Raw genomic sequence first — 21,362 nt, 5'->3', positions numbered from 1 at the left:
GTTCTCAGTAGCGCTCGAAACCGCGCTGCAATTCCCAGTCGGTGATTCGCCGGTCGTACTCCTTCTGCTCCCACTCGGCGGTGTGCACGTAATGGTCGACAATCTCGTCGCCAAACGCCTCGCGCAACATGCTTGAGCTCTTGAGGGCGGCGCTTGCCTCGCGCAGAGTCTTGGACACTTCCGGCAAATGCTCATCGAGGTAGGCGTCGCCTTCGAACGGCGGCGCCAGATCGAGCTTCTCGTCGATACCCGCCAAACCCGCCGCGATCAATGCGGCGAAGGCCAGATAGGGGTTGAGGTCGGCACCGCCGATGCGGCATTCGATGCGAATGGCCTTGCTGCCTTCAGCACACAAGCGAAAGCCGGCGGTGCGATTGTCGCGGCTCCACACCGCCCGTGTCGGCGCAAAAGTGCCAGCCTGAAAGCGCTTGTAGGAGTTGATATAGGGCGCGAGAAAGCAGGTGATGTCGTTGGCGTACTTGAGCTGCCCGGCGACCCAGGCACGCATCAGTTTCGACATGCCGAACTCGGCTTTCGCGTCGAAGAACAGCGGCTTTTTGGCGTTCTTGTCCCACAGCGAATTATGGATATGACTGCTGGAACCGGCGGCGTCGTAGCGCCACTTGGCCATGAAGGTGATCGCCTTGCCCTGCAACTGCGCGATCTCTTTGCAGGCGTGCTTGATGATGACGTGGTGGTCGGCCATGGTCATGGCGTCGGCGTAGCGGATGTTGATCTCTTCCTGGCCCGGGCCCCATTCACCCTTGGAGTTTTCCACGGGAATGCCCGAGGCCTGCAAGTGCTTGCGAATCGCCCGCAGCACCGGCTCTTCGCGGGTGGTCTGCAGGATGTTGTAGTCCTCGATGTAATGGCCGGCGGTTTTCGGTTTGTGATAGTTGCGCTCGTGGATCGCTTCGTAACTCTCATCGAACAGATAGAACTCGAGTTCCGAGGCAAACATGCCGGTATAGCCGCGCTCGCGCAGGCGCTCGACCTGCTTTTTCAGAATCGCCCGCGGGCTGTGGGGCAGGTCCTGGCGATGGTGATGATCGAGCACGTCGCACAGCACCAGTGCCGTGCATTCAAGCCAGGGCACGCGCCGCAGGGTGGACATGTCGGGCTTGAGCACGAAATCGCCGTAGCCCTTGCTCCAACTGGCCGCGGCGTAACCCGGCACCGGCTCCATGTCGATGTCATCGGCCAGCAGGTAGTTGCAGCAGTGGGTTTCTTCGTGGCCGCTGTCGATGAAAAACTCGACCTGGAAGCGCTTGCCGACCAGGCGTCCCTGCATGTCGACCATGCAGACCAGCACGGTATCGATTTCGCCGGCAGCCGCGGCGCGCTTGAGTGCATCAAAACTGAGAAGGGGCTCGGTCATCACGGCAATCCTGCGTGAAAGGTTGGGGCCTGTCTGGGATAGCTGTTGCAGACGCTCTCCAGAAAAACCCAAAACCTGCAGAACCGAGCATCATGAGCAACGAGTTGCTCAAAGCTTAGCCTACCGTTGCAATTGTAGGAGCGAGCTTGCTCGCGATGGACTTGAAGACACCGCGATTAATCAGAACCCCCGCGTCATCGTTGACGACCATCGCGAGCAAGCTCGCTCCTACAGGGTTGGTCGCCTTCACTCCGGCAACCCGGCCAGCCGCAGTCCGTCGACGAAACGGGCGAAGTCTTCAGGCCGTTGAATGGGTAGCCAGTCCTTGAGGGTGCCCAGGCGCAAAGAAGAATCCAGCTTTTGCAGACGTTGCATCGCCCACTTCGCTTTATCCATTCGTCCGCCGAGCGCATGACTGGCCGCCACCAGCGCCGCCGCAACCAGCAGACTGGGCAGGTTGCCCAGTCCCTTTTCCGCCCAGTCCGCAGCGGCATTGAAGTGCCCGGCGAAGAAATGCGCGAGCGCCATCCCGACCTGCATCCTGAACATTTCCGGATCCAGCGGACTCAAGCGAACGGCATGGTTCAAATGCTCGATGGCAGCGTCTGTTTCACCGTGCAGCGCCCGCAGGATACCGCCCAGGAACCAGGCGGGGGCGAGGTTGGGATTGAGCAGGCGCGCCCGGTCGAGCAGTGCAATGCCGCCGTCGACTTCGCCGGCGAGGTGAGCCAGCGCATGTCCGCCTCGGGTCAACGCGACGGCATCATCGCGACCGAGGGTCACCGCCAGCCGCGCCAGCCGTATGCCCTCGGCGATTTCTGCAGGCCGATCGACCATCCAGCCATTGAGCTTGCGCCAGAAGTGGCACCAGGCGGCCATGCCATAGGCCGAGGCAAACTCCGGATCGAGTTCGATGGCCTGGTAGAACATCGGCAGCGCCTGCTCGATGGCTTCCCGGGTGCCGCTGTGCAGTTTGGCCATGGCGCGCAGGTAATAGTCGTAGGCGTCCAGGCTGTCCGTCGGCTTACGCTTGGCGCGTTCGATTTCTGCCCGCTCCAGCTGCGGCGCGATCGCGCCGACGACGCTTTCGGCGATCTGGTCCTGCAGTTCGAAGATATCGTCGAGCAGGCCTTCGAAGCGCTCTGCCCAGATGTGCGCCCCGCTTGTCGCGTCGATCAGTTGTCCGGTAATGCGCACCTTGTTCCCGCACTTGCGCACGCTGCCTTCGAGCACGTAGCGAACGCCCAGCTCCAGGCCAACGCCCTGGGCGTCCACGGCCTGGCCCTTGTAGGTGAAGCTCGAATTGCGCGCGATGACGAACAGCCAGCGAATCCGCGACAGGGCGGCGATGATGTCCTCCACGACGCCGTCGGCGAAGTACTCCTGCTCCGGATCGCCGCTCAGGTTCTGGAACGGCAGGACGGTAATCGAGGGTTTATCCGGCAGGGCGAGCGTAGAGGAGGGGATTTGTTTCGGGGTAGCGGTCGAGCGTTCGTCGATGTCAGGCTGTCGCGCTTCCCCGGTCATGGCGCCGTTGATCCGGCCAACGAAACGGTAGCCCTTGCGGGCGACGGTACGCACCAGGCGCTGCTCCTCACCGGTATCACCGATGGCCTTGCGCACCGCATTGATGTGACTGGTGATCGTCGATTCGGAAACGATCCGGCCGCTCCACACTGAATTGAGCAATTCGTCCTTGCTGAGGACTCGATCGGGATTGTTGACGAACAGCAGCAACAGGTCGAAGACCTGCGGGCCGACGGCTACGACCTGCCCGCGCAAGGTCAGCTCCCGGCGCTCCTGATCGAGTACGTAGTCTTCAAACGCAAATGGCAAGTTGAGCATCCCCTGGCAAAGCGCCCTCAACTCCGTGTCCCAGGCGGCGGGTGGTTGGTAACTGAGGCAGATGATACGGCAGCTCGACACCCGCTGCACCGTCAGCGGCAAGGGAGCCTGGAAGAACCTCAGTAGCTTTGGACATAAATCCAAGCGCTCGCCAAGGTAAACCCAAGCCCGGCGCAAGGACTTGCCTGATGCGCGCAGGCAATCTCTCTACACCGACGCAATGGTTGCAGTCGACAAGTGGAGAAAAGTCATGAAGATCGTCGTCATCGGAGGCTCCGGCCTCATCGGATCGAAACTTGTGAATACACTCCGCGAGCGCGGCCACGACGCGCTCGCCGCCAGCCCCAGCACCGGCGTGAACAGCATCACCCGCGAAGGCCTGGCCGAAGCGATGGATGGTGCTGATGTGGTGGTCGACGTGGCGAACGCGCCGTCGTGGGAGGACCAGGCCGTTCTCGATTTCTTTGAAACGTCGAGCCGTAACCTGCTGGCCGCCGAAGCCGCTGCCGGGGTTCGTCATCATGTTGCCCTGTCGATTGTCGGCAGCGAACGGCTTCCCGATACCGGCTATTTCCGCGCCAAGGTCGCGCAGGAAGCCCTTATCAAGGCGTCCGGCATGCCTTACACCATTCTGCGTGCCACGCAGTTCTCCGAGTTTGCCGGCGGCATTGTCCAGTCGTTCGCCGTTGGCGAGGAAATTCATGCTTCGCCGGCGCTGATCCAGCCGATTGCGTCCGACGATGTGGTAGCGGCGCTGGCCGATGTCGTGCTGGCAGCACCGGTCAATGGCACGGTGGAAGTCGGCGGCCCGGAAGCCATGCCGATCGACGAACTGGCCAGGCGTTATCTGCGGGCGACCCAGGACAACCGCAAGGTCGTGCCGGACGTGCATGCGCGTTACTTCGGTGCCGTGCTCAACGATCAATCGCTGGTCACCGGCAAGAACGCACGCCTGGGTGCGATCCGCTTCGACGACTGGCTGGCCCGGTCGACGGCGCAGTAACGGATCGCACCCTCACATATCCCTACGAATCCAGGAGAAATCCCATGGTTACCCGATTGCTGATGGCTGCTGTTTTCGCCGCGCTCTCGATCAGCGCAGCGGCGGCCGCCGAGCCACCTCCCGGCAAGGTGACGGTGGTGTTTGACCGTCCCATTCCCAACATCCCTGGCAAGAGCATGAGAGGCGTGGTCGTCGAGTATGGGCCGGGTGCCGCGTCGCCGGCTCACACCCATCCGAAAACGGCCTTCATCTATGCAACGGTGCTGGAGGGCTCGTTTCGCATCCAGGTCAAAGGCCAGCCGGAAAAGATCTACAAGGCCGGCGAAAACTTCGTAGAAGAGCCGGGTTCCGTGCACCTGGTCAGCGCCAACGCCAGCGACACCCAACCTGCACGCCTGTTGGCGGTGTTCGTCCTCGACACCGAGGAAAAGGTACTCGTCACACCGATCAAACAGTGAGCCGGTCAACCCGCTCATGAAGGCTCGACAGCCGGGCGGCAGACCCTGCCGCCCAGTGGCTGCGTCAGTTCTTGGCACTGAACAGGAAATGAAAAAATGAACTCGCTCCTGGACAAGGCCGCCATTGCAGCCAGTCCCCCAAGCGTCGTGGCACGACGAAACCTGCACAAAACCATCGGCCTGATGCTGTGCGTCGGTGCCCTGGTGGTCGTGGCAGCCTGGGGGGCGCTGGCGTTTTCAAGTGCTGTGACCTCGACCGACAACGCCTATGTCCGCGGGGATGTCACCTCGCTCGCCGCCAAGGTCGCCGGCTATGTCACAGCGGTCGAGGTCGAGGACAACCAGGCCGTGCACGCCGGTGATGTGCTGTTTCGTATCGATGACAGCGACTATCGCGCCAGACTTGCGCAAGCCGAGGCCAATGTCAGCGCCGCCCAGGCGCGCCTGACCCATGTCGATGCGCAGATCCAGCTTCAGCATGCGCTGATCAGGCAGGCCGAAGCGCAAAGGCGCTCTGCCACCGCCGACATGAGCCTGGCGGCCAAGACCCACGACCGCAGCCGCAAACTGATCGTCAGCAACGCGGTCAGCCAGGCCCTGGTCGATGAAACCGGCACGGCGCAATCCAGAGCCGTGGCCTCGGTGTCGGCCGCTTCGGCCACGGTCGAGGCACAACAGCAACGCATCGCGGTGTTTGTGGCCGAGCGCGAGGCTGCCGTGGCCGCCGTGACCCAGGCACAGGCCGCGCGGGATCTCGCCCGGATCGATCTCGATCACACCGTGGTGCACGCGCCGGTGGATGGCGTGGTCGGCAACCGTCAGGTTCGCCTCGGTCGTTTCGTCACGCCGGGCATCTCCCTGCTCGATATCGTTCCGGTCAACGATGTGTGGGTGGTGGCGAATTTCAAGGAAACCCAGCTCGAACGGATTCGCCCCGGTCAGCCCGTGCGCGTCACGGTCGATGGCTACCCCGATACAGCACTGGCTGGCGTGGTCGACAGCTTTGCACCGGGCAGTGGCTCGGCGTTCAGCCTGCTGCCGCCCGACAACGCCACCGGGAACTTTGTGCGTGTCGTGCAGCGCGTGCCGGTGAAGATTCGCCTGGCCCACAATCCGTTGCCGGGGCGCATCGTACCGGGCCTGTCCGCGCGGGTGGAGGTTGCGCAAGGGGCCGGTTCATGAGCAGCGTTGCCTGTGCCACGCCGAGCAGCGCCAGAACGACGAACGGCGTCCTGCTCATGGTGGGCATCGTGCTGGCGACGTTGACGGAAGCGATCGCCAGCACCGTGCTGGCCCTCGGCCGCAGCGACATCATCGGCGACACCTATGCCACGCCTGACGAGTTCGCCTGGCTGGATGTCGGCTACATCGCGTTCAAGCTGATCGGGTTCATGATTGCCCCTTGGCTGATGCAGCGATTTTCTGCGCGCAACGTGATCATCGGCGCCACCCTGGTCATGGGCCTGGCGTGCTGCGTGGCCGCCGTTACCGCCCGGCTGGAGCTGCTGATCGCACTGCGTATCCTGCAAGGCTTCGCCGGCGGTGCTCTGCTGGTGGCGGGCCAGGCAATCATTTTCCGCGGCTATCCGCGTGCCCTTCAGCCGGTCCTGCAAGCCCTGTTCGCCATGGCGGCCGTGGTCGCGTCGGCGACCCTCGCGCCAGCCCTTCAAGGGTGGTTGATCGACAGCCAGTCCTGGACCTGGATTTTCTTCAGCGTGGTGCCGCTGGCCCTGGCGGCGACGGGGCTCTTGCTCATCGCTGACCACCCCGTGCCCGCCAGGGTCCGGCAACGTTCGTTCGACTGGCTCGGCTGTGCACTGATCGGTGCTGTGCTGTTCTGCTTCACTTACGTGCTCAGCCAGGGCAGCCGCTGGGACTGGTTCGAGGAGCCGCGCATCCTGATACTGACGGTGATCGGCGGCGCCGCGCTGCTGGCCTTTCTCGGCCAACAGGTCCTGGCCAACGGCCAGGGGCTGCTCGACTTCAGCCTGTTCAAAACTAGCGATTTCACCTTTGCCTTTATCGTCAGTTTCGTCGCCGGAGCCGCGCTGTTCGGCAGTGCCTACCTGATCCCGGCGTTCGCCCTGTCGGTACTCGCATTCACACCGACCGATGCCGGCCTGCTCCTGTTGCCCAGTGGCGTTTTTTTTGTCGGATCGCTGCTCATCGCTGCCTGGTTGATCAAGGTCCGCCGCGTACCACCGGTGGCGACCGTGCCCTTGGGCATCCTGCTGATCATGGCGGCGATGTGGATGCTGTCCGGTGCCACCAGCGAAAGCGGCAGCGACGACATGATGGCGGCCATCCTGTTGCGCGGCCTGGGCCTTGGCTTGCTGTTTCTGTCGATCACCCTGATTGCTTTCACCCACCTCAACAGCCGCAACCTGGCCAGCGGCATCGGCCTGTTCAATACGGGGCGGCAACTGGGTGGCTTGATGGGCGTCGCCGGGCTGCAGACCTTGATCGACCATCAGGTTGTCAGCAATGGCGTGGTCCTCGGCGCCAACGTCACCCCGGGAGGAAACGCGCTCATCGAACGGCTGATGACCACAACCGCGATGCTGGCGGGAAAGGGTATGGATCAGGTGGCCGCTGGCCGCGCAGCCACGAGCCTGCTGGGCAAAGCGGTGTCAGGTCAGGCCACGGTAATTGCCTTCGATACGGCGTTCTTCGCCGTGGCCCTGTTGTTCGTCTTTGCCGCGCCCATGCTGGTTGGCATCAAGATCGGCCTCTCTCGACACGCGAAAGTGCACGAACAACCGACCCATTGATGACCCACACGAAAAAGCCCGGCGGGTGAGGCCGGGCTTTTCGTTGAGTCCTGCGGTCAAGCACTGCATTCAGACAGCGCGGCTTTCGATCAGGCGGTCGGAGCCACCTTCGGCGACGCGGTTTTGCAGGAGCTTGTCGGAGCCACCTTCGGCGACGCGGTTTTGCAGGAGCTTGTCGGAGCCGCCTTCAGCGACGCGGTTTTGCAGGAGCTTGTCGGAGCCACCTTCGGCGACGCGGTTCTGCAGGAGCTTGTCGGAACCGCCTTCAGCGACGCGGTTCTGCAGGAGCTTGTCGGAGCCACCTTCGGCAACGCGGTTTTCCAGCAGCTTGTCGGAACCGCCTTCAGCGACGCGGTTTTGCAGCAGTTTGTCGGAACCGCCTTCGGCAACACGTTTTTCCAGCAGGCGATCCGAACCACCTTCGGCCACACGGCTTTCAATCAGACGATCCGAGCCGCCTTCAGCGACCACAGATTGAGCAGAGTTTGCGGCGAAAGCGTTAACTGCGAAAACCGAGAAAGCGATGCTGAGGAGGGTCTGGCGTTTCATGATGGTGTGCTCCGGGGTGCTTATGGGTTGGTATGGAGCAGATGTTACGCCGGGGATTTTTTAAGAGAACTTCATTGAATCAATGGTGACTATCGACGCAGTCAATGGATCGAACCCCCCTGTGGGAGCGAGCTTGCTCGCGATGGCAGTTTCACATTCAACAATTGTGTCGACTGACACACAGCAATCGCGAGCAAGCTCGCTCCCACAGGTTTTCATGCACCTGACAACGGGGTCAAGCCTCACTGATCTGACTCACGCTGGTGATCTGCCCATTCCAGACCATCTCGTAATGAGCCGTCTGCACAATCGACGAAACTGGCCTCGGCGTCATCAACGCCCAGCAATGACTGCCCGGCATCCGCACCGAGTGATAACGCAACCCAGGACAACCGGCATCCCGCACCGCGCGCCCCAGAACACGGGAATGGCTGTAGTCGTCCGGCGCATACACCGGATCGCTCATCGGCAGGGCCGCAGCGTCCTTCATCCCGTCATCGCCAAATGCACAAGCCAACCCACGAAACACAAACCGCTCATAGTTCAGGCTCGGCACCTTCGACCAATACAGAGCCTGGTGATGCCGCACCTCGGCCAGCGCCGCCTCCATCGAATCCGCCAGGTACAACACGCCAAAACGACCATCGCTGAAACGCGAACCCGCCGGGTTGACGTGGGTAAAGGGCGCAATCGCGTAGGAGCAACCCGCGATCCCGAACGGAATCTCGCTGCGCGCAATCAACTCCAGCTGACCCACTTCATTCTTCAACCGCGGATTGGTCAGCGCCTGAATCTCGAACAACAGCTCAAACTCATCCGCGTCCGCCACATCATCAAACAACGCAATGGGCGGAAACTTCGAATTGACCAGGCGATAAGCCTGCAACGACTGACCGGCAAACGCGGCCAGCTCATTCGCCATCACCATAACGCACCCCGCAGCATGTCGATGCGGCGGAAGGTTTCATACAGCGCAATCATGTCGCCCTGCGCCATGATCTCCAGCGGCGAACGCCCGTTGAAAAACTCGTTGTCATTGGCCATTGAGGCAAAGCCATACACGTTGTCCGGGTTGTCGAACACCAGCCGCAACGTCGCGTGAATGTTCAGCACAAAACTGATGCGCTGCATCTGGTCCGCATCCAGCGCCACCGCCCACTCCACATCACGCTGCCGCGCGCGGGTGTAGGTGCTGCGGGAAATGCGCAAGATGCGGCAGGCCTGGTCGCTGGTGGCTTTCCACTTCTCCAGAATGCTCACGGCGGCGCGCAGGCCGGTGACGCATTGGTTTTTGCTGAAGGATTGGGGTTGCAGGGGGACGGCCATGTTCGTGTCCTTGGGTTGCATCTATAGATTCAAATGTAGATTTATTGAGTCTGTAGAGCAATGTTGGTGCGACGGGTGGGCCTAACATGCCAATGCAATAGGGCCGCGATCTTGCTGAAGCTATGTGTTACTGAAACCGACGATGCAGGTCTGGAAAGACATCCTGGGCAAACCAGGCGGGCAGGCCGGGGGTCACGATTCTGGATTTTGGCGTCCGGCTTTCTACCAGGCCGACTTTTATAAGCCTGGATAACTCGTTATCAATGATCGATGGAGGCAACGACTCCGGGGGGAGCCGGGTTCAGCCAGGGTTTCGATGTGATTAAGGACACGGCAGTTTGTATCGTCAGAATTGTCTTCACATTTTATTTCATATAGATAATCGTTTAAAAAGCCTTACTTTGTTGGTTTTTGTATGGCTTTGTGGAGCTATTTAACTGAGTTGCCTTCGCGTTTTATTTCACATTTTTATTTAAAAAACTCCAGGATTCTGGAATGCCGATCGCCAGCAAATACAAATCAGGCGCCCGTATTCAATTACTTCGCTGCGACGCCCTCAAGTAGCGCCTGCACTTGCCTGGCCTGCGGGTTGCCCGCCGTTTTTCCATTGGGAATAAACGCCGCGCCCACGACTGCATCACTGATGAAACGTCCGCCCCAGTGCATTCAGCCGAGTCGCAATAGGCGGCAAACGCCGACTGCTCAACGCCAGCGTCTGCACATCATCCGCCGTGTTCTGCGCAATGCTCTGCACCGACTGCAAGCGCCCGACAAGCTCCCTCGCCACAGGTCTTTTAACGCTGAGCCATTTAAGCAAATCGATTTCCGGCGTGGTCGAGGTGTATTTGAGAAACAGTGGAGGGCGTAGCCCTTGGCCGTCATTCCAGGCGGGTACGACGCCGCTTGTGGAAAAACAATGTCCGATATAGAGGCAGTAATGCCGAATTGACGGGGGGAGTACGACAGACTCCAGTGCAAAGCCTGCCGTACATCCGAGGCAATTACGATTTCTTCGGCGGATAGTTGCTGCGCAAGCGACCGGACTTTTTGCCGGTGGTTTTGCTCGGCAGGTTCGGCACCAGCGGACGGGATCTGGGTTGGGGGTTGGAGCGGCTTTGGGGTTGAGGTTGTTTGCTCATGGTTCGCCTCCTGAATTTTCAGGGATTCGCGAAGTGGTTTACTGATGAAGTTTAGCTAATTGACTGTGGGTTGGGTCGATTGGCTCTTGGGGCGTGTGTTGTGAGCGATCGGCTTTTGTTTTCAGCCCCATTGATAGACCCCCTTACGCAATCCTCGGATTTTGCCTACAACTTCGGCAGGAGTATCCCGCTATTCCAAAGATGAAAAACGGGAAATATTGACGGCGTAGAAAGGGGGGATCACCGGCTGTTCGGGGAGAACCTTTTGAACAGCAAAGCGCGAAGGGATGAGCCATGCTACAAAACGACCGCGACAATCTGGAACTCGATAAGCTGCAACTCGAAATCCGAAGGTCCATGGCCGAAACCCGAAAACTCACGGCAGAAGAACGCAAGCTCAGGCAAGAGACCTTCTGGTACCCGATCGCGGTAGGGGCTGGTATGGTGACCGCTATCGTCGCTGCTGTCAGCCTATGGGCGAAGTTTTGAGCATTCGTACCCGCCACAACAGATACGACTCGTGACCCACACAGGAAGTAGCAGCATGTCCACACAACCTACGAATCAAGCCAGCATTGAACAACTGCACCGCGACGTTGCAGCTTTTGTCGAGGAGATGCGTAGTCCCGCCCCGAACGCGATCCGCTCTACTGTGGTGCCGTTCGGCATCGGTGCCGCCCTGGCACTGGCAATCTTTGTTGTCGCCGCCCTGGTAGTCCGACTGGTCTAGTCTTTTACCCTTGCGCCGATGGTTGGGGCGTTTGGGTGAAACAGGTGTAAATCTGTTTCAGGACTAGACCAAAAGAAGAATACAGGCGCCCTCGGCGCCCAAATGTAGTCACTCTCCCACCTGCGCCCGCAACTGCCGCCCATCATCTTTCGTGCGCGACGTATACAGTAAATATTGAAGTATTGAAAATGCTACGTTGTTGCGGCATAACTTTTGCTCTGTCTATTTTATGGAATTGATATTGTGCATGGAGCGCTATATGCAAGAACCAATTACACATTATTCACCTTTAATAACGCCTGAGTCTCGACAGGTTCAAGCTACAGAAGCCCAAGTTTTTCCTTCAAGCTTCGATAGTGTTTTGTTTTGGGATGGGACTGTCCCGGCAGTTACTACGCCCCATAGTATTGAGAGTACCAAAAACCCCAGTAACGCATACCAAAAATTGGAGGCGATAGGACTTTCGGTGCACGATCAGATAACGAGTGTTTTTTCTGGTGCTACACCGAATGTTCGAGATTATCTAGAAAGACGCATGGTCGCAGCCATTGACGGGCAGGGGTTCAATGCGTTGGAAGCTGCCTTAAAAAAAAGCGATCATTGTAGAACTTCTGCAAAGAGCCAGAATCCATAGATGTTGGCTCGATGCACTACTATATAATGGTTTAGACGCATTGTCGCTAGACAGAAAAATGAGTGCCGCGGTATTTGCATCGAATGCGGATGCAGAAGACGATATGGCAGTGCGACAAAGCTTTTATGAAGAATATCTATTATCGCTAACTGCCGCCTACGTTAAACGAATCCTTGTCGAAGCTATCTCCATTCTGGAGGACGCTTCCACAACTGCAGACGCGGCAATCCATAGCGCCTTGGCAAGGGGCGAAGTCGCTTACACCTACAGGTTACACATTGGTAATGGCATAGAGGCGGGCACTGTGGCGGGTGCCATTGCCATCCATGTCGCCGAAGGTTGGACCTTCGGGGCAGTGATCCATGAAGGCATTAAGTTGTTGGCAGGGTTGGGGGAGGCACTTATCAGTCGGGCCGCTGCTGTTGGGATCGGGGCCTTGTTCTATTCACCTGCTCTTGCTAACGGCGAACGCTTTCCTCAAACCGTTCTCACACTTCCCGGTAGCAATTTTTTGCCAAAGCCGCCGTCAAACCTGAATGAAATCGCCGCTACCGAAGGAACCATTGACCTTCCTTATAGGATTTTTGGCGACCTTAACCAATACACACTCGTTGCAACCCCAGCTGGAGGGAGTGTCTCGGCAAAAGTGCCAGTGCGAGCATTGGCATTCGATCCAACGGCCAGCAGCTACAGTTTCACGTCAAACGATACACCGCCCATTATCCTCAGTTTTCCCATTATGCACTTGGGAAACGGATCGACAACTTCGCCCGCCCGACCTGCGCAAGTACCGACTTACACTGGAGTTACGCTGTCGCCATTGCTTGTGCAGCCTGAAACCTTACCCGCGGTCGAATTGCCTGATTTCAGGGATTGCATTTACTGCTTTCCGATTGAAAGCGGTCTACCGCCAATCTACGTTGTTTTTAATAGTCCTTATGAAGGAGCAACCACGAGGGGAAAATACAGCGGTCGATTTTACAATCCCGCAAAAGCTGGAGGCCCAATACTCGATCTCGAATGGACAAGTGCTGCCGTGACCCAAACGGGTATTGACCTGGTCAAATTACATACGGGACGTTTCAGGTCTTCGGATGCCAATGCCATCATGATTGATCGCTTGAAAAAAATTCTGCTGGGTGAATTGGTCATCACAGATGTGGACAAACGCTTCTATACTCATGAAATCAGAGAGCTCGAACGTTTCAGAGCATTAGGTGTAGCTGACGGTGTAAACTCGGATGACGGTGTTATTTGGAACAATACTCACGCCGCGACGCTGGAGGACTACAAAGTCAAAGATGCTTTTGAACTGCTCTATACGCCTGATGCTATAGAAGCGGATCGAAAACAAAGTGAACGAGAGTACAAGGAACTTGGAGGGGTAAAATAATGAGCGTCATTGCAACCATCGTACTTAACGAAAAACCTGAAGAGGTAATTCTATTTCTTACCAAAAATGAATTAGGCATCTCCTTTCCTCGGCTTGATGGCCTTTATAATCTGGCTAACTGGGCGCATGTGGAGAACAACATAGGGTTATTGAACCTTGTCCATAAAATGTGTGATGCCGGTTTTATCAAATATAGTGGGGGCGGAGTTGTGAGAGGGCCCAACTGGAGAGAGCCGGCATTCATGCTAGAAGGCAAATATACCTTTGACTGACAGCACCAAGTGCCTGAACGCAGGTGCCAGAGAACGGTGACAGTCGCCATCAATTCGTGGTCGTCCGGTTCCCTTGTCCGGTCGTTTAAATCATCGAAGGTTTCCCGGGTTGAGCCGCTGCTGCAGCGGCTCTTCTCTTTGTTACGGGCATATTGAGTAGCTTCGCCTGATTGGTTTTTCGCAGCCTCGAATCAAGCTGAGGGGCAACCCCTTTCTGGAGTAGCAATAAAATGGGCGCAAGAGCACCCATTTTCATTTACTCCGCAGCCTGCGCCCGCAACCGCCGCCCAATCACATCCATCAAATCACAACCATCGCGCAAAGGAATGACCAGCAACTTGGAGAAGTCCTCCAGCACCACGGTGTCGCAACCGAGTTCGGATCGGTAGGCGATGTTTTCCAGTACCTGCGTGACTGTGCGAATGCGGTAATCCGCCATGGCTTGCAGGACGTCGAGTGGGGCTTGGGTGTCGATGAGCAGGGAGGCCGGAACCAGGTCGATTCCGGTGAGAGGCATGTATCGATTCATTTTGAAGATCTCTATTTGATTGGCTTAAGCCGTCACTCAGTCGTCGCCAAACGAGGGTGGCAGCTGTGCGCAGGTTGGCGAACCGGCATAGAGAAAACCGGCAGACCCGAAGGTCTCCCGCGCACAGCCGCCATGACAGCGGCTTTGCGGGTGCGATGATACCTGCAATAAAGCGGATAGCCTTCGCATTCTCTATGATCAGGTCGCCAAACCCGAATCGCCATTTAGGGCGACGGCGCCGACTATAAGCCCCATGAGATCAGCGCGGGAAGGTGAGGCATTCCGAGCTTTGTGTAGGACCTTTGATGATGAAACTTCAGACCTTTCACATAACGTCACTGGAAATATAAACACCGACCTGGGATGTTCACAGCCCCTTGGATTCAGCCACCAACGCTATCCTTAATCATCGCTCCCGCCGTCGAGATGGATCTTCCCGAATGCAAACCCCAACCCCCCAACGCCCCCTCTGGAAAACCTACCTGCTGTTCCTCGCCCCCATGGTCCTGTCGAACTTCCTGCAATCCATGTCCGGCACGGTCAACAGCATCTACATCGGCCAAATGCTCGGCACTCAAGCCCTGGCGGCGGTGTCGGGGATGTTCCCCATCGTGTTTTTCTTCATCGCCCTGGTCATCGGCCTCGGCGCTGGCGCGGGTGTGTTGATCGGGCAGGCATGGGGTGCGCGGGAGACGCATCTGGTGAAGGCGATTGCCGGGGCGACAGTGTTGTTGGGGCTGTTGATCGGGTTGGTGGCGGCGGTGGTGGGGAGTGTGTTTGCGCGGTCGGCGTTGGTGGGGTTGGGGACGCCGGCGGATGTGCTGGACGATGCGGTGGCGTATGCCCATGTGATGTTGTGGATCATGCCGTCGCTGTTGGTGTTTGTGCTGTTCACGCAGTTGCTGCGTGGAGTCAGCGATACGTTGTCGCCGTTGCTGGCGCTGGTGGTGTCGACCATGGTCGGGTTGGCGCTGACGCCGGCGTTGATTCGCGGGTGGTTGGGTTTCGCGCCGATGGGGATTCAGAGTGCAGCGGTTGCCGGGTTGGTGGGTAACCTGGTGGCGATGGGGTTGCTGGCGTGGCGCTTGATTGGCAAGGGCCATCCACTGGCGCCGGACCGGGAGTTCTTTGCCGCGATGAAGCTGGACATGGCGATTCTCGGCAAGGTGCTGCGCATCGGTTTGCCCACCGGCTTGCAGATGGTGGTGTTGTCGCTGTCGGAGCTGGTGATTCTGGCGCTGGTGAACCAGCACGGTTCCCAGGCGACGGCGGCGTATGGTGCGGTGACGCAGATCGTCAATTACGTGCAGTTCCCGGCGCTGTCGATTGCGATTACCGCGTCGATCCTCGGGGCGCAGGCGATCGGGGCCGGGCGCATCGAGCGCATGGGGCCGATTTTGAAGACCGGGCTGATGATCAATGTGTGCCTGACCGGTGGTCTGGTGGTGCTCGGGTATTTGCTGTCGCACTGGTTGCTGGCGTCGTTCCTCACCGAAGAGGCGACGCGAACCATGGCCCAGCACCTGTTGCACATCATGCTCTGGAGCCTGTTGGTGTTTGGTTTCCAGGCGATCATCGGCGGCATCATGCGCGCCAGTGGCACGGTGATGGTGCCGGTGGCGATTTCCATTGTCTGCGTGGTGGGGATTCAGTTGCCGGCGGCGTATCTGCTGGATGCGAAGTTCGGGTTGCAGGGGGTGTGGATGGCGTTTCCGGTGGCGTATCTGGGGATGCTGGTGTTGCAGACGCTGTATTACAAACTGGTGTGGCAGCATCAGAAGATTGAGCGGTTGGTTTAGTGGTTTTTTTGATTGCCTGTTCGCGATTGTGGTGGTTCAGTTGATGTAGAGGTTGACTGTACTGACGTCTTCGCGGGCAAGTCGGATCGCCGCATCGCCGCTCCCACAGGGGTAGCGGTGTTCGTAGTACTTGTGCACGACAGGCATGCCTGCCTGGGGAGGTTTTCATATGAACCCCTTGTCCCATTCCATCCTGCAAGACCGGCCAGCGGCCGGGCGGCGTTTGGTAGAGCCGCTGCAGCCTTACGCTAACCGCCCCGATGTGATCGTTCTGGCCTTGCCCCGTGGCGGCGTGCCGGTGGCTTATGAGGTGGCCACGGCGCTGAAGGTTCGCCTGGACCTGATGCTGGTGCGCAAGCTCGGCGTGCCGTCCCACCCGGAGTACGCCATGGGCGCAATTGCCAGCGGCGGTATCCAGATTCGTAATGAAGAGGCACTGCGGGTGCACCCGATTGATCGCGCTGCGTTCGACGCCGTGGTCGAACGTGAAACCGGCGAACTGCTGCGCCGCGAGAAGGTCTACCGCGGCACGCGGCCGCCGGTGCAGCTCAAGGATCAGGTGGTGATCCTGATCGACGACGGCCTGGCCACCGGCGCTTCAATGAGGGCGGCGATCCAGGCGCTGCGGGTGCAGGCGCCTTCGCGCATCGTGGTGGCGGTGCCGGTGGCACCGATCGAGACGGTGCAGGCGCTGCGCGGCGAGGTGGATGAACTGGTCTGCCCGCTGCTGCCCGAGTGGTTCACTTCGATTGGGCATTGGTACATGGATTTTACCCAGACCTCGGATGCCGAGGTGATCGAGCTGTTGCAGCGGGCGTGGCAACGCGGGGAGTGCGGGTAGCGCTGGCGGCCATCTGCAGGTGGTCGCAAATCGCCGCGTGAGGTGGAATAAAGGCCGGTTGTTTGCTTTAGTCAACTGATGCCACCCCTCGTGTGCGGCACGCCAACTCAACACGGGAGCCCTCCCGGAGAGTGTCATGAACCTTCGATCCGCGCGTTGTGTCGCTCTGGCCGGCACGTTGGTGTTCGGCCTGGTGCCGTTCAGCCTGGTGCCGTTCGCTGAAGCCGTGGAATACAAGAAAGTGAACGCCAAGGCCAGCACCTTGAGTTTCACCTATCAGCAGATGGGTTCGCGAAGCTACGGCACTTTCGGCAAGTTCGAGGCCAATCTCGACTTCGACACCGATAACCCTGGCGCCGCCCATGCCGCGCTGACCATCTACCTGAAGAGCATCGACGCCGGCAGCAGCGACGCCAACACCGAGCTGCAAAAAACGGCGTGGTTTGACACCGCGACTTATCCGGTGGCGACGTTCGAGTCGACATCCATCAAGGCCCTGGGCAATAACCGCTACACCATCACCGGCAAACTGTCCCTGCGGGGGCTCACTCGGGAAGTGAGTGTACCGGTGCTGCTGAAATCGGAGAGCGCCATCGGCATCTTCGAGGGCCAACTGGTGCTCAAGCGTGACGACTTCAAGATCGGCGATGGCGAGTGGGCGGACAGTGTGGTGTCCAACGAGATCAATATCCGCTTTCGGATGGTGGCGCCGCAGCGGTGACTCGGGCTGAACGTTAACTTCCGGTCGACGACATTCCTCCTGTGGGCGCGAGCCTGCTCGCGAAGACGGCAGAACTGTCGAAGAGATGTCGCCTGACACTCCGCCATCGCGAGCAGGCTCGCTCCCACATTTGATCCTTGGTGAATGCCAAATCTGTGTACGACGCCGATTCAATGGTGGGAGCGAGTACGCCGGACAAAAAAAGCGCCCGATCCACATTGCATGGACCGGGCGCTGATCAATCCGCTCTAGTTCGCCACTATTGGCACCGTCACGGTTTTGCCGAAGGCTGATTTGATAGTCGCCGTCGGGCTAGCCGACGGGCCACTGCCGACGGTCGTCACCGCTATATTCCAGCGCGCGCCTGTCGCCGTAGGCGTCAGGGTGGCGGTGCCAAGGTTCGCCGTACCGGTTGCGACCGTGGCAGTCGCCGTGATGGTATTGCCCGTGCCACGCGAGGTGGTGCCGGACAGGACCCAATACCAGCGGCTGTTGCTGCGGGCGGTGACGGTAGCGCTGGTGACGATCAGGCTCTCGTTGACCGCTGCCGAGACCGCCACGGACACCGTTGCCGATGCCGACTCCGCGCCCTTCGTATCGGCGGCTTTATAGGTAAAGGTCGCGGTGAACGGCGCGGGGACCGTGGCCGGTGGTGTGTAGATCACGCGCGCACCATCGGTGCTGACCGTGCCCTTGCCGGAATCCGGTTGCGCCAGGCCCACCACTTTAAGTGGCACGTTACCGTCAGGGTCGCTGTCGTTGGCCAGGACGTTGATGGTCAGTGGTTGGCCGTTGTCGCTGACGGCGCTGTCGGGGTTGGCGATCGGGTTTTTGTTATCGCCATCGTTGACACGGGTATCGCCAGTGCGGAAGGTCGGCAGCGCAGCGGAGTTGACATAGGTGACGCCGTCCCAACCTGGGAGGGGCGTTGGCATCAACTGGAACTGGCCGGGGTGCTCGATATCCCAGCGCAGCAGCATGGCGTTGTCCTCGTGCTGGGTGTTGTGGCAGTGCTCCATGTAGGTCCCGGCAAATTCACGGAAGTGGATCGCCATTTCCACTTCCTGCGAGCTGTCGATGCCCTCGCCGATACGATAGACGTCCTTGCGGGCCCATTTTTCCCATTCTGGTGGCTCCTTGCCATCACGGTGGAGGACGATCCCCTCTTCGAAGTGCACGTGCACCGGGTGGCTCCAGCCGTTGCCGCCGTTCTTGATTTTCCACACTTCCAGGGTGCCGTCGCCGGAGAACCCGGCATCGGTCGGGCCGTTGGCCAGTTGCGGAGCGGCGCTGATCCGGCGTGGGTCCATTGTGTAGCCGAAACCGCCGTCGGTCTTGATGGTCCAGGGGGCTGCGTCGGTGCCGTCGGAGCGACCGAAGATGAACTCACGATGCCGCGCTGCCTTGAGCGTGGCCTGCACCACCGGATCGTCGCGGTTGAGAGTCAGCGGGATCATGACCTTGCCGGCCGCTTTACCCGGTTTGGCGGGTTCGTAGTCGGCGGGGTTCATGCTCACGTCCTGGCCGGCATAAGGCTTGACCACCAGCTGCAGGAACTTGCCCACCACCGGGTCGCCGTTGTCCCATTCCAGTCCTTTGCTGCCCGACTTGAGCACCGCTTTGTACTTCCCGGACAGCACATCGGCCAGGCTCAGCGGTGTAATCTCCGGACCCTTGCCGGTCTGGTGCTCCATCAGGTTGACGAAGTACAGCTTGTCACCGGTGTTGATCCCGTTTTTCGCAAAGTTGACGATGATGTCGTAACGTTCGGCGATGCCTATGGTGGGCAGGATGGCGTTGTGGTCCTGCAGGTCGCCGTCACCGTCCAGGTCCATGCTGCCGTCGAACGGCACGGCGTGTTCCATGAGATTGCCGTCGTTGGCAATCATGTGGAACGGCACGCGGGTATAGGACAGGCCGGAGCCTGCCGGGCCGGGGAATTCGCCACCGGTGCCGACGACTTCACGCACCAGCGCGATCCTGAAGAAACGCGACACCGAGCCGTTGAGGATGCGGAAGCGATAGCTGCGCGCCCGCACGTTCAGGCGCGGCTGGTACTGCCAGTTGACCAGGATCTGATCGCCGAGAAAGCCATCGGTGTTGAACGGGTTGAACCACAGCTGGCCATTGGCGTCCCAGGCCTTGTCGGCAATCATCAGGTTCACATCGTAGTCGCGGTTGCCCCAGGGCAACGCCGAACCGCTGGGCAGGCGCAGGTTGACGCCGTCTTCGAAGGCTTCGTTACCGCGGTCCATGGCGCTGTAGTAATTCATCATCACCGCGTTGCCCTTGTAGACGTTTTGCGCAGTGAAATCGAGCATGTGGTCATGGAACCAGTGGGTGCTCATGGTTTCGTGCCAGTCGCCACGGATCTTGATGCTGCCGTTGTTGCACGTCTTCAGGCCCGGAGTGGCGTCGTCGACAAACAGGGTTTCGCCCGGGGCGCAGGGGAACGCCGCGCGCGGATCCTGAGCGCTGGTGTTGATGGTGTCGTAACCGGCCAACTGGATCGGCCAGCGATAGTCGTAGTACTGCCCCGGAAAGAAAAACGCATTGGCATAGCCGTCGCTTTCAGCCGGGGAGTGGCCGTTGTGTTCGTGGGTGGTGAGGGTGTGCAGGCCAAAACCCATGTTGGCTGACGGATCGATCGGCAGGGCGTTGTAGTGACGCATCAGCACCGGTTGGCCGTAACGCACCATCAACAGTTTTGGCGGAAAGGTGCCGTCAAAGGTCCAGAGCGCCTTGTGGTTCTGAATCGGCATGTTGGGGTGAAAACGGGTATCGATGCCTTTGGTGGTGCCTATTATGACCGGGGCGTCCGAGGTCTGGTTGTAGAGCCCGCCAGGCCCGAACTCACCGACGGCGTAGTTGTGCATTTGCCGGCGATCGCGCATGCCGCCGTTGAGCTTGGCGCCCACTTGAGCGGTTTTAAAGGCGACCTGTGGGTAAAACTCGTTCCAGCGCTGGTGCGACCARCCTTTTCCTGGTGGACGACCTTCGGCCGGCGAGCCGACCGGATGGCGGTTGAGGAAGGCTTCGATCTGCGCTTTCCACGGGTTGCGGTCCAGCGAGTTGGAATACTGCGACGGATACGGGTACAGCCCCGGCTGGCGCATGAAGGCTTCCAGCGCCGCGGCCGAAGGGCCGCTGCGGGCGATGCTGTTCGGGTCCTGCACGGGAGCCGGGCCGACGGTCGGAACCGGGAAGGTCAGCGTGGGCGGCGGCAGTGTCGGGTCGAGTTTCTCCGTGCCGAATTCTTCGAACAGCAGCAGCTGCTGAGAGTACGGCGCGGCCCCGAACAATGGGCTGGGCTTGCCATTGGTGGGGATCTTGAAGGATGTTTGCTGGGCCGGCTGCAGCACGTTGTCGGTCGTTGGCGTGGTGCGGGTGCCGTACATACCGTTGGGCAGGGCGATGGCGCCCTGATTGGTGGGCGGCATGGTCAGTATCGAATCCAGCGCGGCCTTGGGATCGGCCGGCGGGTTGGTATACGCCGATGGATCCGTTGGAGGCGGATAGCTGACATCGTCAAGCGGTACGGCGTTTGCGTTGCCGAGGCTGATGTTGATCAGCATCACAGCGGCGATGCTCGGTTTCCTGAAAAGGCCGAGCGACTTGAGGTTAGGCGTGTTTTTCATTTTGTTGCCCTCGGGGCGCGCCGGTGTGGCTGACGTTGGCAAAACGCTCGATGCAAGAGGTGCGCCAAGCGCGGGGAGATCCGGGGGAGACAAATAGCTGATTGATATCAAACGCTTGATGGATTGGACTTTGGTCGTAGTGGCGCAGTGGGTGGGAATCCTCAAAGTTGGGGGGCTCACCCACCCATTCCCCCCCACTCACACCACAGGCCGGTGTGATGGTGGACGCTTTCGCGAACAGGCTCGTTCCCACAGAAAAACCAGTTGTGGGCAAAACCGCTGTCCCTCTGTGGGGACGAGCCGGCTCGCGAATAGCACAGTTCATCCAGCACAAAG

20 protein-coding genes are annotated in these 21,362 nt (G+C 59.5%); 12 read left to right on the top strand and 8 right to left on the bottom strand.

Annotated elements, in window-relative coordinates; translation table 11 throughout:
• Positions 1–4 precede the first annotated feature (4 nt).
• Positions 5–1,378 (bottom strand): glutamine synthetase family protein, encoded by a 1,374-nt coding sequence (locus AC1DWG_RS18035; RefSeq protein WP_477754281.1) that lies wholly within the window; start codon positions 1,376–1,378, stop codon positions 5–7.
• Between the two features lie 246 nt (positions 1,379–1,624).
• Positions 1,625–3,214: a winged helix-turn-helix domain-containing tetratricopeptide repeat protein gene (locus tag AC1DWG_RS18030; RefSeq protein WP_477754282.1), complete on the bottom strand. Its 1,590-nt coding sequence runs from the start codon at positions 3,212–3,214 to the stop codon at positions 1,625–1,627.
• A 259-nt stretch (positions 3,215–3,473) separates the two neighbouring features.
• Between AC1DWG_RS18030 and AC1DWG_RS18025 the strand changes: the two genes are divergently transcribed.
• The 4 genes from AC1DWG_RS18025 to AC1DWG_RS18010 all read left to right on the top strand — a co-directional run bounded on the left by AC1DWG_RS18025 (position 3,474) and on the right by AC1DWG_RS18010 (position 7,455).
• Positions 3,474–4,226 (top strand): SDR family oxidoreductase, encoded by a 753-nt coding sequence (locus tag AC1DWG_RS18025; protein WP_477764534.1) that lies wholly within the window; start codon positions 3,474–3,476, stop codon positions 4,224–4,226.
• 44 nt (positions 4,227–4,270) lie between these two features.
• Positions 4,271–4,684: a cupin domain-containing protein gene (locus AC1DWG_RS18020; protein ID WP_477754284.1), complete on the top strand. Its 414-nt coding sequence runs from the start codon at positions 4,271–4,273 to the stop codon at positions 4,682–4,684.
• 96 nt (positions 4,685–4,780) lie between these two features.
• Complete coding sequence (locus AC1DWG_RS18015) at positions 4,781–5,866, top strand: HlyD family secretion protein (protein ID WP_477788116.1); 1,086 nt, start codon at positions 4,781–4,783, stop codon at positions 5,864–5,866.
• Positions 5,863–7,455 carry a DHA2 family efflux MFS transporter permease subunit gene (locus tag AC1DWG_RS18010; RefSeq protein ID WP_477788115.1) on the top strand — a complete coding sequence of 531 codons (1,593 nt, stop codon included), beginning with the start codon at positions 5,863–5,865 and terminating at the stop codon, positions 7,453–7,455. The genes AC1DWG_RS18015 and AC1DWG_RS18010 overlap by 4 nt, the downstream gene beginning before the upstream one ends.
• Before the next feature lie 69 nt (positions 7,456–7,524).
• On the opposite strand, the gene AC1DWG_RS18005 is transcribed toward AC1DWG_RS18010, so the two are convergent.
• From AC1DWG_RS18005 to AC1DWG_RS17990, 4 genes are all read right to left on the bottom strand, one after another.
• On the bottom strand, positions 7,525–8,004 hold the full coding sequence (locus AC1DWG_RS18005) for a phage infection protein (protein ID WP_477764531.1): 480 nt from the start codon (positions 8,002–8,004) through the stop codon (positions 7,525–7,527).
• A gap of 235 nt (positions 8,005–8,239) precedes the next feature.
• Positions 8,240–8,932, bottom strand: a complete 693-nt coding sequence (locus tag AC1DWG_RS18000; protein ID WP_477788114.1) for an RES family NAD+ phosphorylase — start codon at positions 8,930–8,932, stop codon at positions 8,240–8,242.
• The gene (locus AC1DWG_RS17995; RefSeq protein WP_477788113.1) at positions 8,926–9,330 is read right to left on the bottom strand and encodes an antitoxin Xre-like helix-turn-helix domain-containing protein; all 405 of its coding nucleotides are present in this window, start codon (positions 9,328–9,330) and stop codon (positions 8,926–8,928) included. The genes AC1DWG_RS18000 and AC1DWG_RS17995 overlap by 7 nt, the downstream gene beginning before the upstream one ends.
• 1,001 nt (positions 9,331–10,331) lie before the next feature.
• Positions 10,332–10,469 carry a hypothetical protein gene (locus AC1DWG_RS17990; RefSeq protein ID WP_177413232.1) on the bottom strand — a complete coding sequence of 46 codons (138 nt, stop codon included), beginning with the start codon at positions 10,467–10,469 and terminating at the stop codon, positions 10,332–10,334.
• A 294-nt stretch (positions 10,470–10,763) separates the two neighbouring features.
• On the opposite strand from AC1DWG_RS17990, the gene AC1DWG_RS17985 reads away from it, so the two are divergent.
• The 5 genes from AC1DWG_RS17985 (at position 10,764) to AC1DWG_RS17965 (ending at position 13,498) form a co-directional block, all read left to right on the top strand.
• The gene (locus AC1DWG_RS17985; RefSeq protein WP_477753159.1) at positions 10,764–10,958 is read left to right on the top strand and encodes a hypothetical protein; all 195 of its coding nucleotides are present in this window, start codon (positions 10,764–10,766) and stop codon (positions 10,956–10,958) included.
• Between the two features lie 55 nt (positions 10,959–11,013).
• A complete protein-coding gene (locus AC1DWG_RS17980; protein ID WP_477764528.1) occupies positions 11,014–11,199 on the top strand; it encodes a hypothetical protein in 186 nt (61 codons plus the stop codon).
• Between the two features lie 259 nt (positions 11,200–11,458).
• Entirely contained in the window at positions 11,459–11,833 is a 375-nt protein-coding gene (locus AC1DWG_RS17975) for a hypothetical protein (RefSeq protein WP_477788112.1), read from the top strand.
• A 58-nt stretch (positions 11,834–11,891) separates the two neighbouring features.
• Positions 11,892–13,226: an S-type pyocin domain-containing protein gene (locus AC1DWG_RS17970; RefSeq protein WP_477788111.1), complete on the top strand. Its 1,335-nt coding sequence runs from the start codon at positions 11,892–11,894 to the stop codon at positions 13,224–13,226.
• Positions 13,226–13,498: a hypothetical protein gene (locus AC1DWG_RS17965; protein WP_102670468.1), complete on the top strand. Its 273-nt coding sequence runs from the start codon at positions 13,226–13,228 to the stop codon at positions 13,496–13,498. Before AC1DWG_RS17970 ends, AC1DWG_RS17965 begins: the two co-directional genes overlap by 1 nt.
• Positions 13,499–13,754: 256 nt before the next feature.
• On the opposite strand, the gene AC1DWG_RS17960 is transcribed toward AC1DWG_RS17965, so the two are convergent.
• The gene (locus AC1DWG_RS17960; RefSeq protein ID WP_095946406.1) at positions 13,755–14,027 is read right to left on the bottom strand and encodes a hypothetical protein; all 273 of its coding nucleotides are present in this window, start codon (positions 14,025–14,027) and stop codon (positions 13,755–13,757) included.
• A gap of 440 nt (positions 14,028–14,467) precedes the next feature.
• Here AC1DWG_RS17960 and AC1DWG_RS17955 point away from each other — a divergent pair, with 440 nt between their 5' ends.
• The 3 genes from AC1DWG_RS17955 to AC1DWG_RS17945 all read left to right on the top strand — a co-directional run bounded on the left by AC1DWG_RS17955 (position 14,468) and on the right by AC1DWG_RS17945 (position 17,388).
• Positions 14,468–15,826 carry an MATE family efflux transporter gene (locus AC1DWG_RS17955; protein ID WP_477788110.1) on the top strand — a complete coding sequence of 453 codons (1,359 nt, stop codon included), beginning with the start codon at positions 14,468–14,470 and terminating at the stop codon, positions 15,824–15,826.
• A gap of 169 nt (positions 15,827–15,995) precedes the next feature.
• Positions 15,996–16,667, top strand: a complete 672-nt coding sequence (locus AC1DWG_RS17950) for a phosphoribosyltransferase (protein WP_477764524.1) — start codon at positions 15,996–15,998, stop codon at positions 16,665–16,667.
• A 136-nt stretch (positions 16,668–16,803) separates the two neighbouring features.
• Complete coding sequence (locus AC1DWG_RS17945) at positions 16,804–17,388, top strand: YceI family protein (protein ID WP_477764523.1); 585 nt, start codon at positions 16,804–16,806, stop codon at positions 17,386–17,388.
• Positions 17,389–17,636: 248 nt separating this feature from the next.
• On the opposite strand, the gene AC1DWG_RS17940 is transcribed toward AC1DWG_RS17945, so the two are convergent.
• Positions 17,637–21,026 (bottom strand): Ig-like domain-containing protein, encoded by a 3,390-nt coding sequence (locus AC1DWG_RS17940; RefSeq protein WP_477788109.1) that lies wholly within the window; start codon positions 21,024–21,026, stop codon positions 17,637–17,639.
• Positions 21,027–21,362 lie beyond the last annotated feature (336 nt).

It is taken from the genome of Pseudomonas sp. P4_B3, assembly GCF_056402295.1.
Note: the sequence above shows the minus strand (reverse complement) of the source record. Positions and strands in the feature narration are given on the sequence as shown.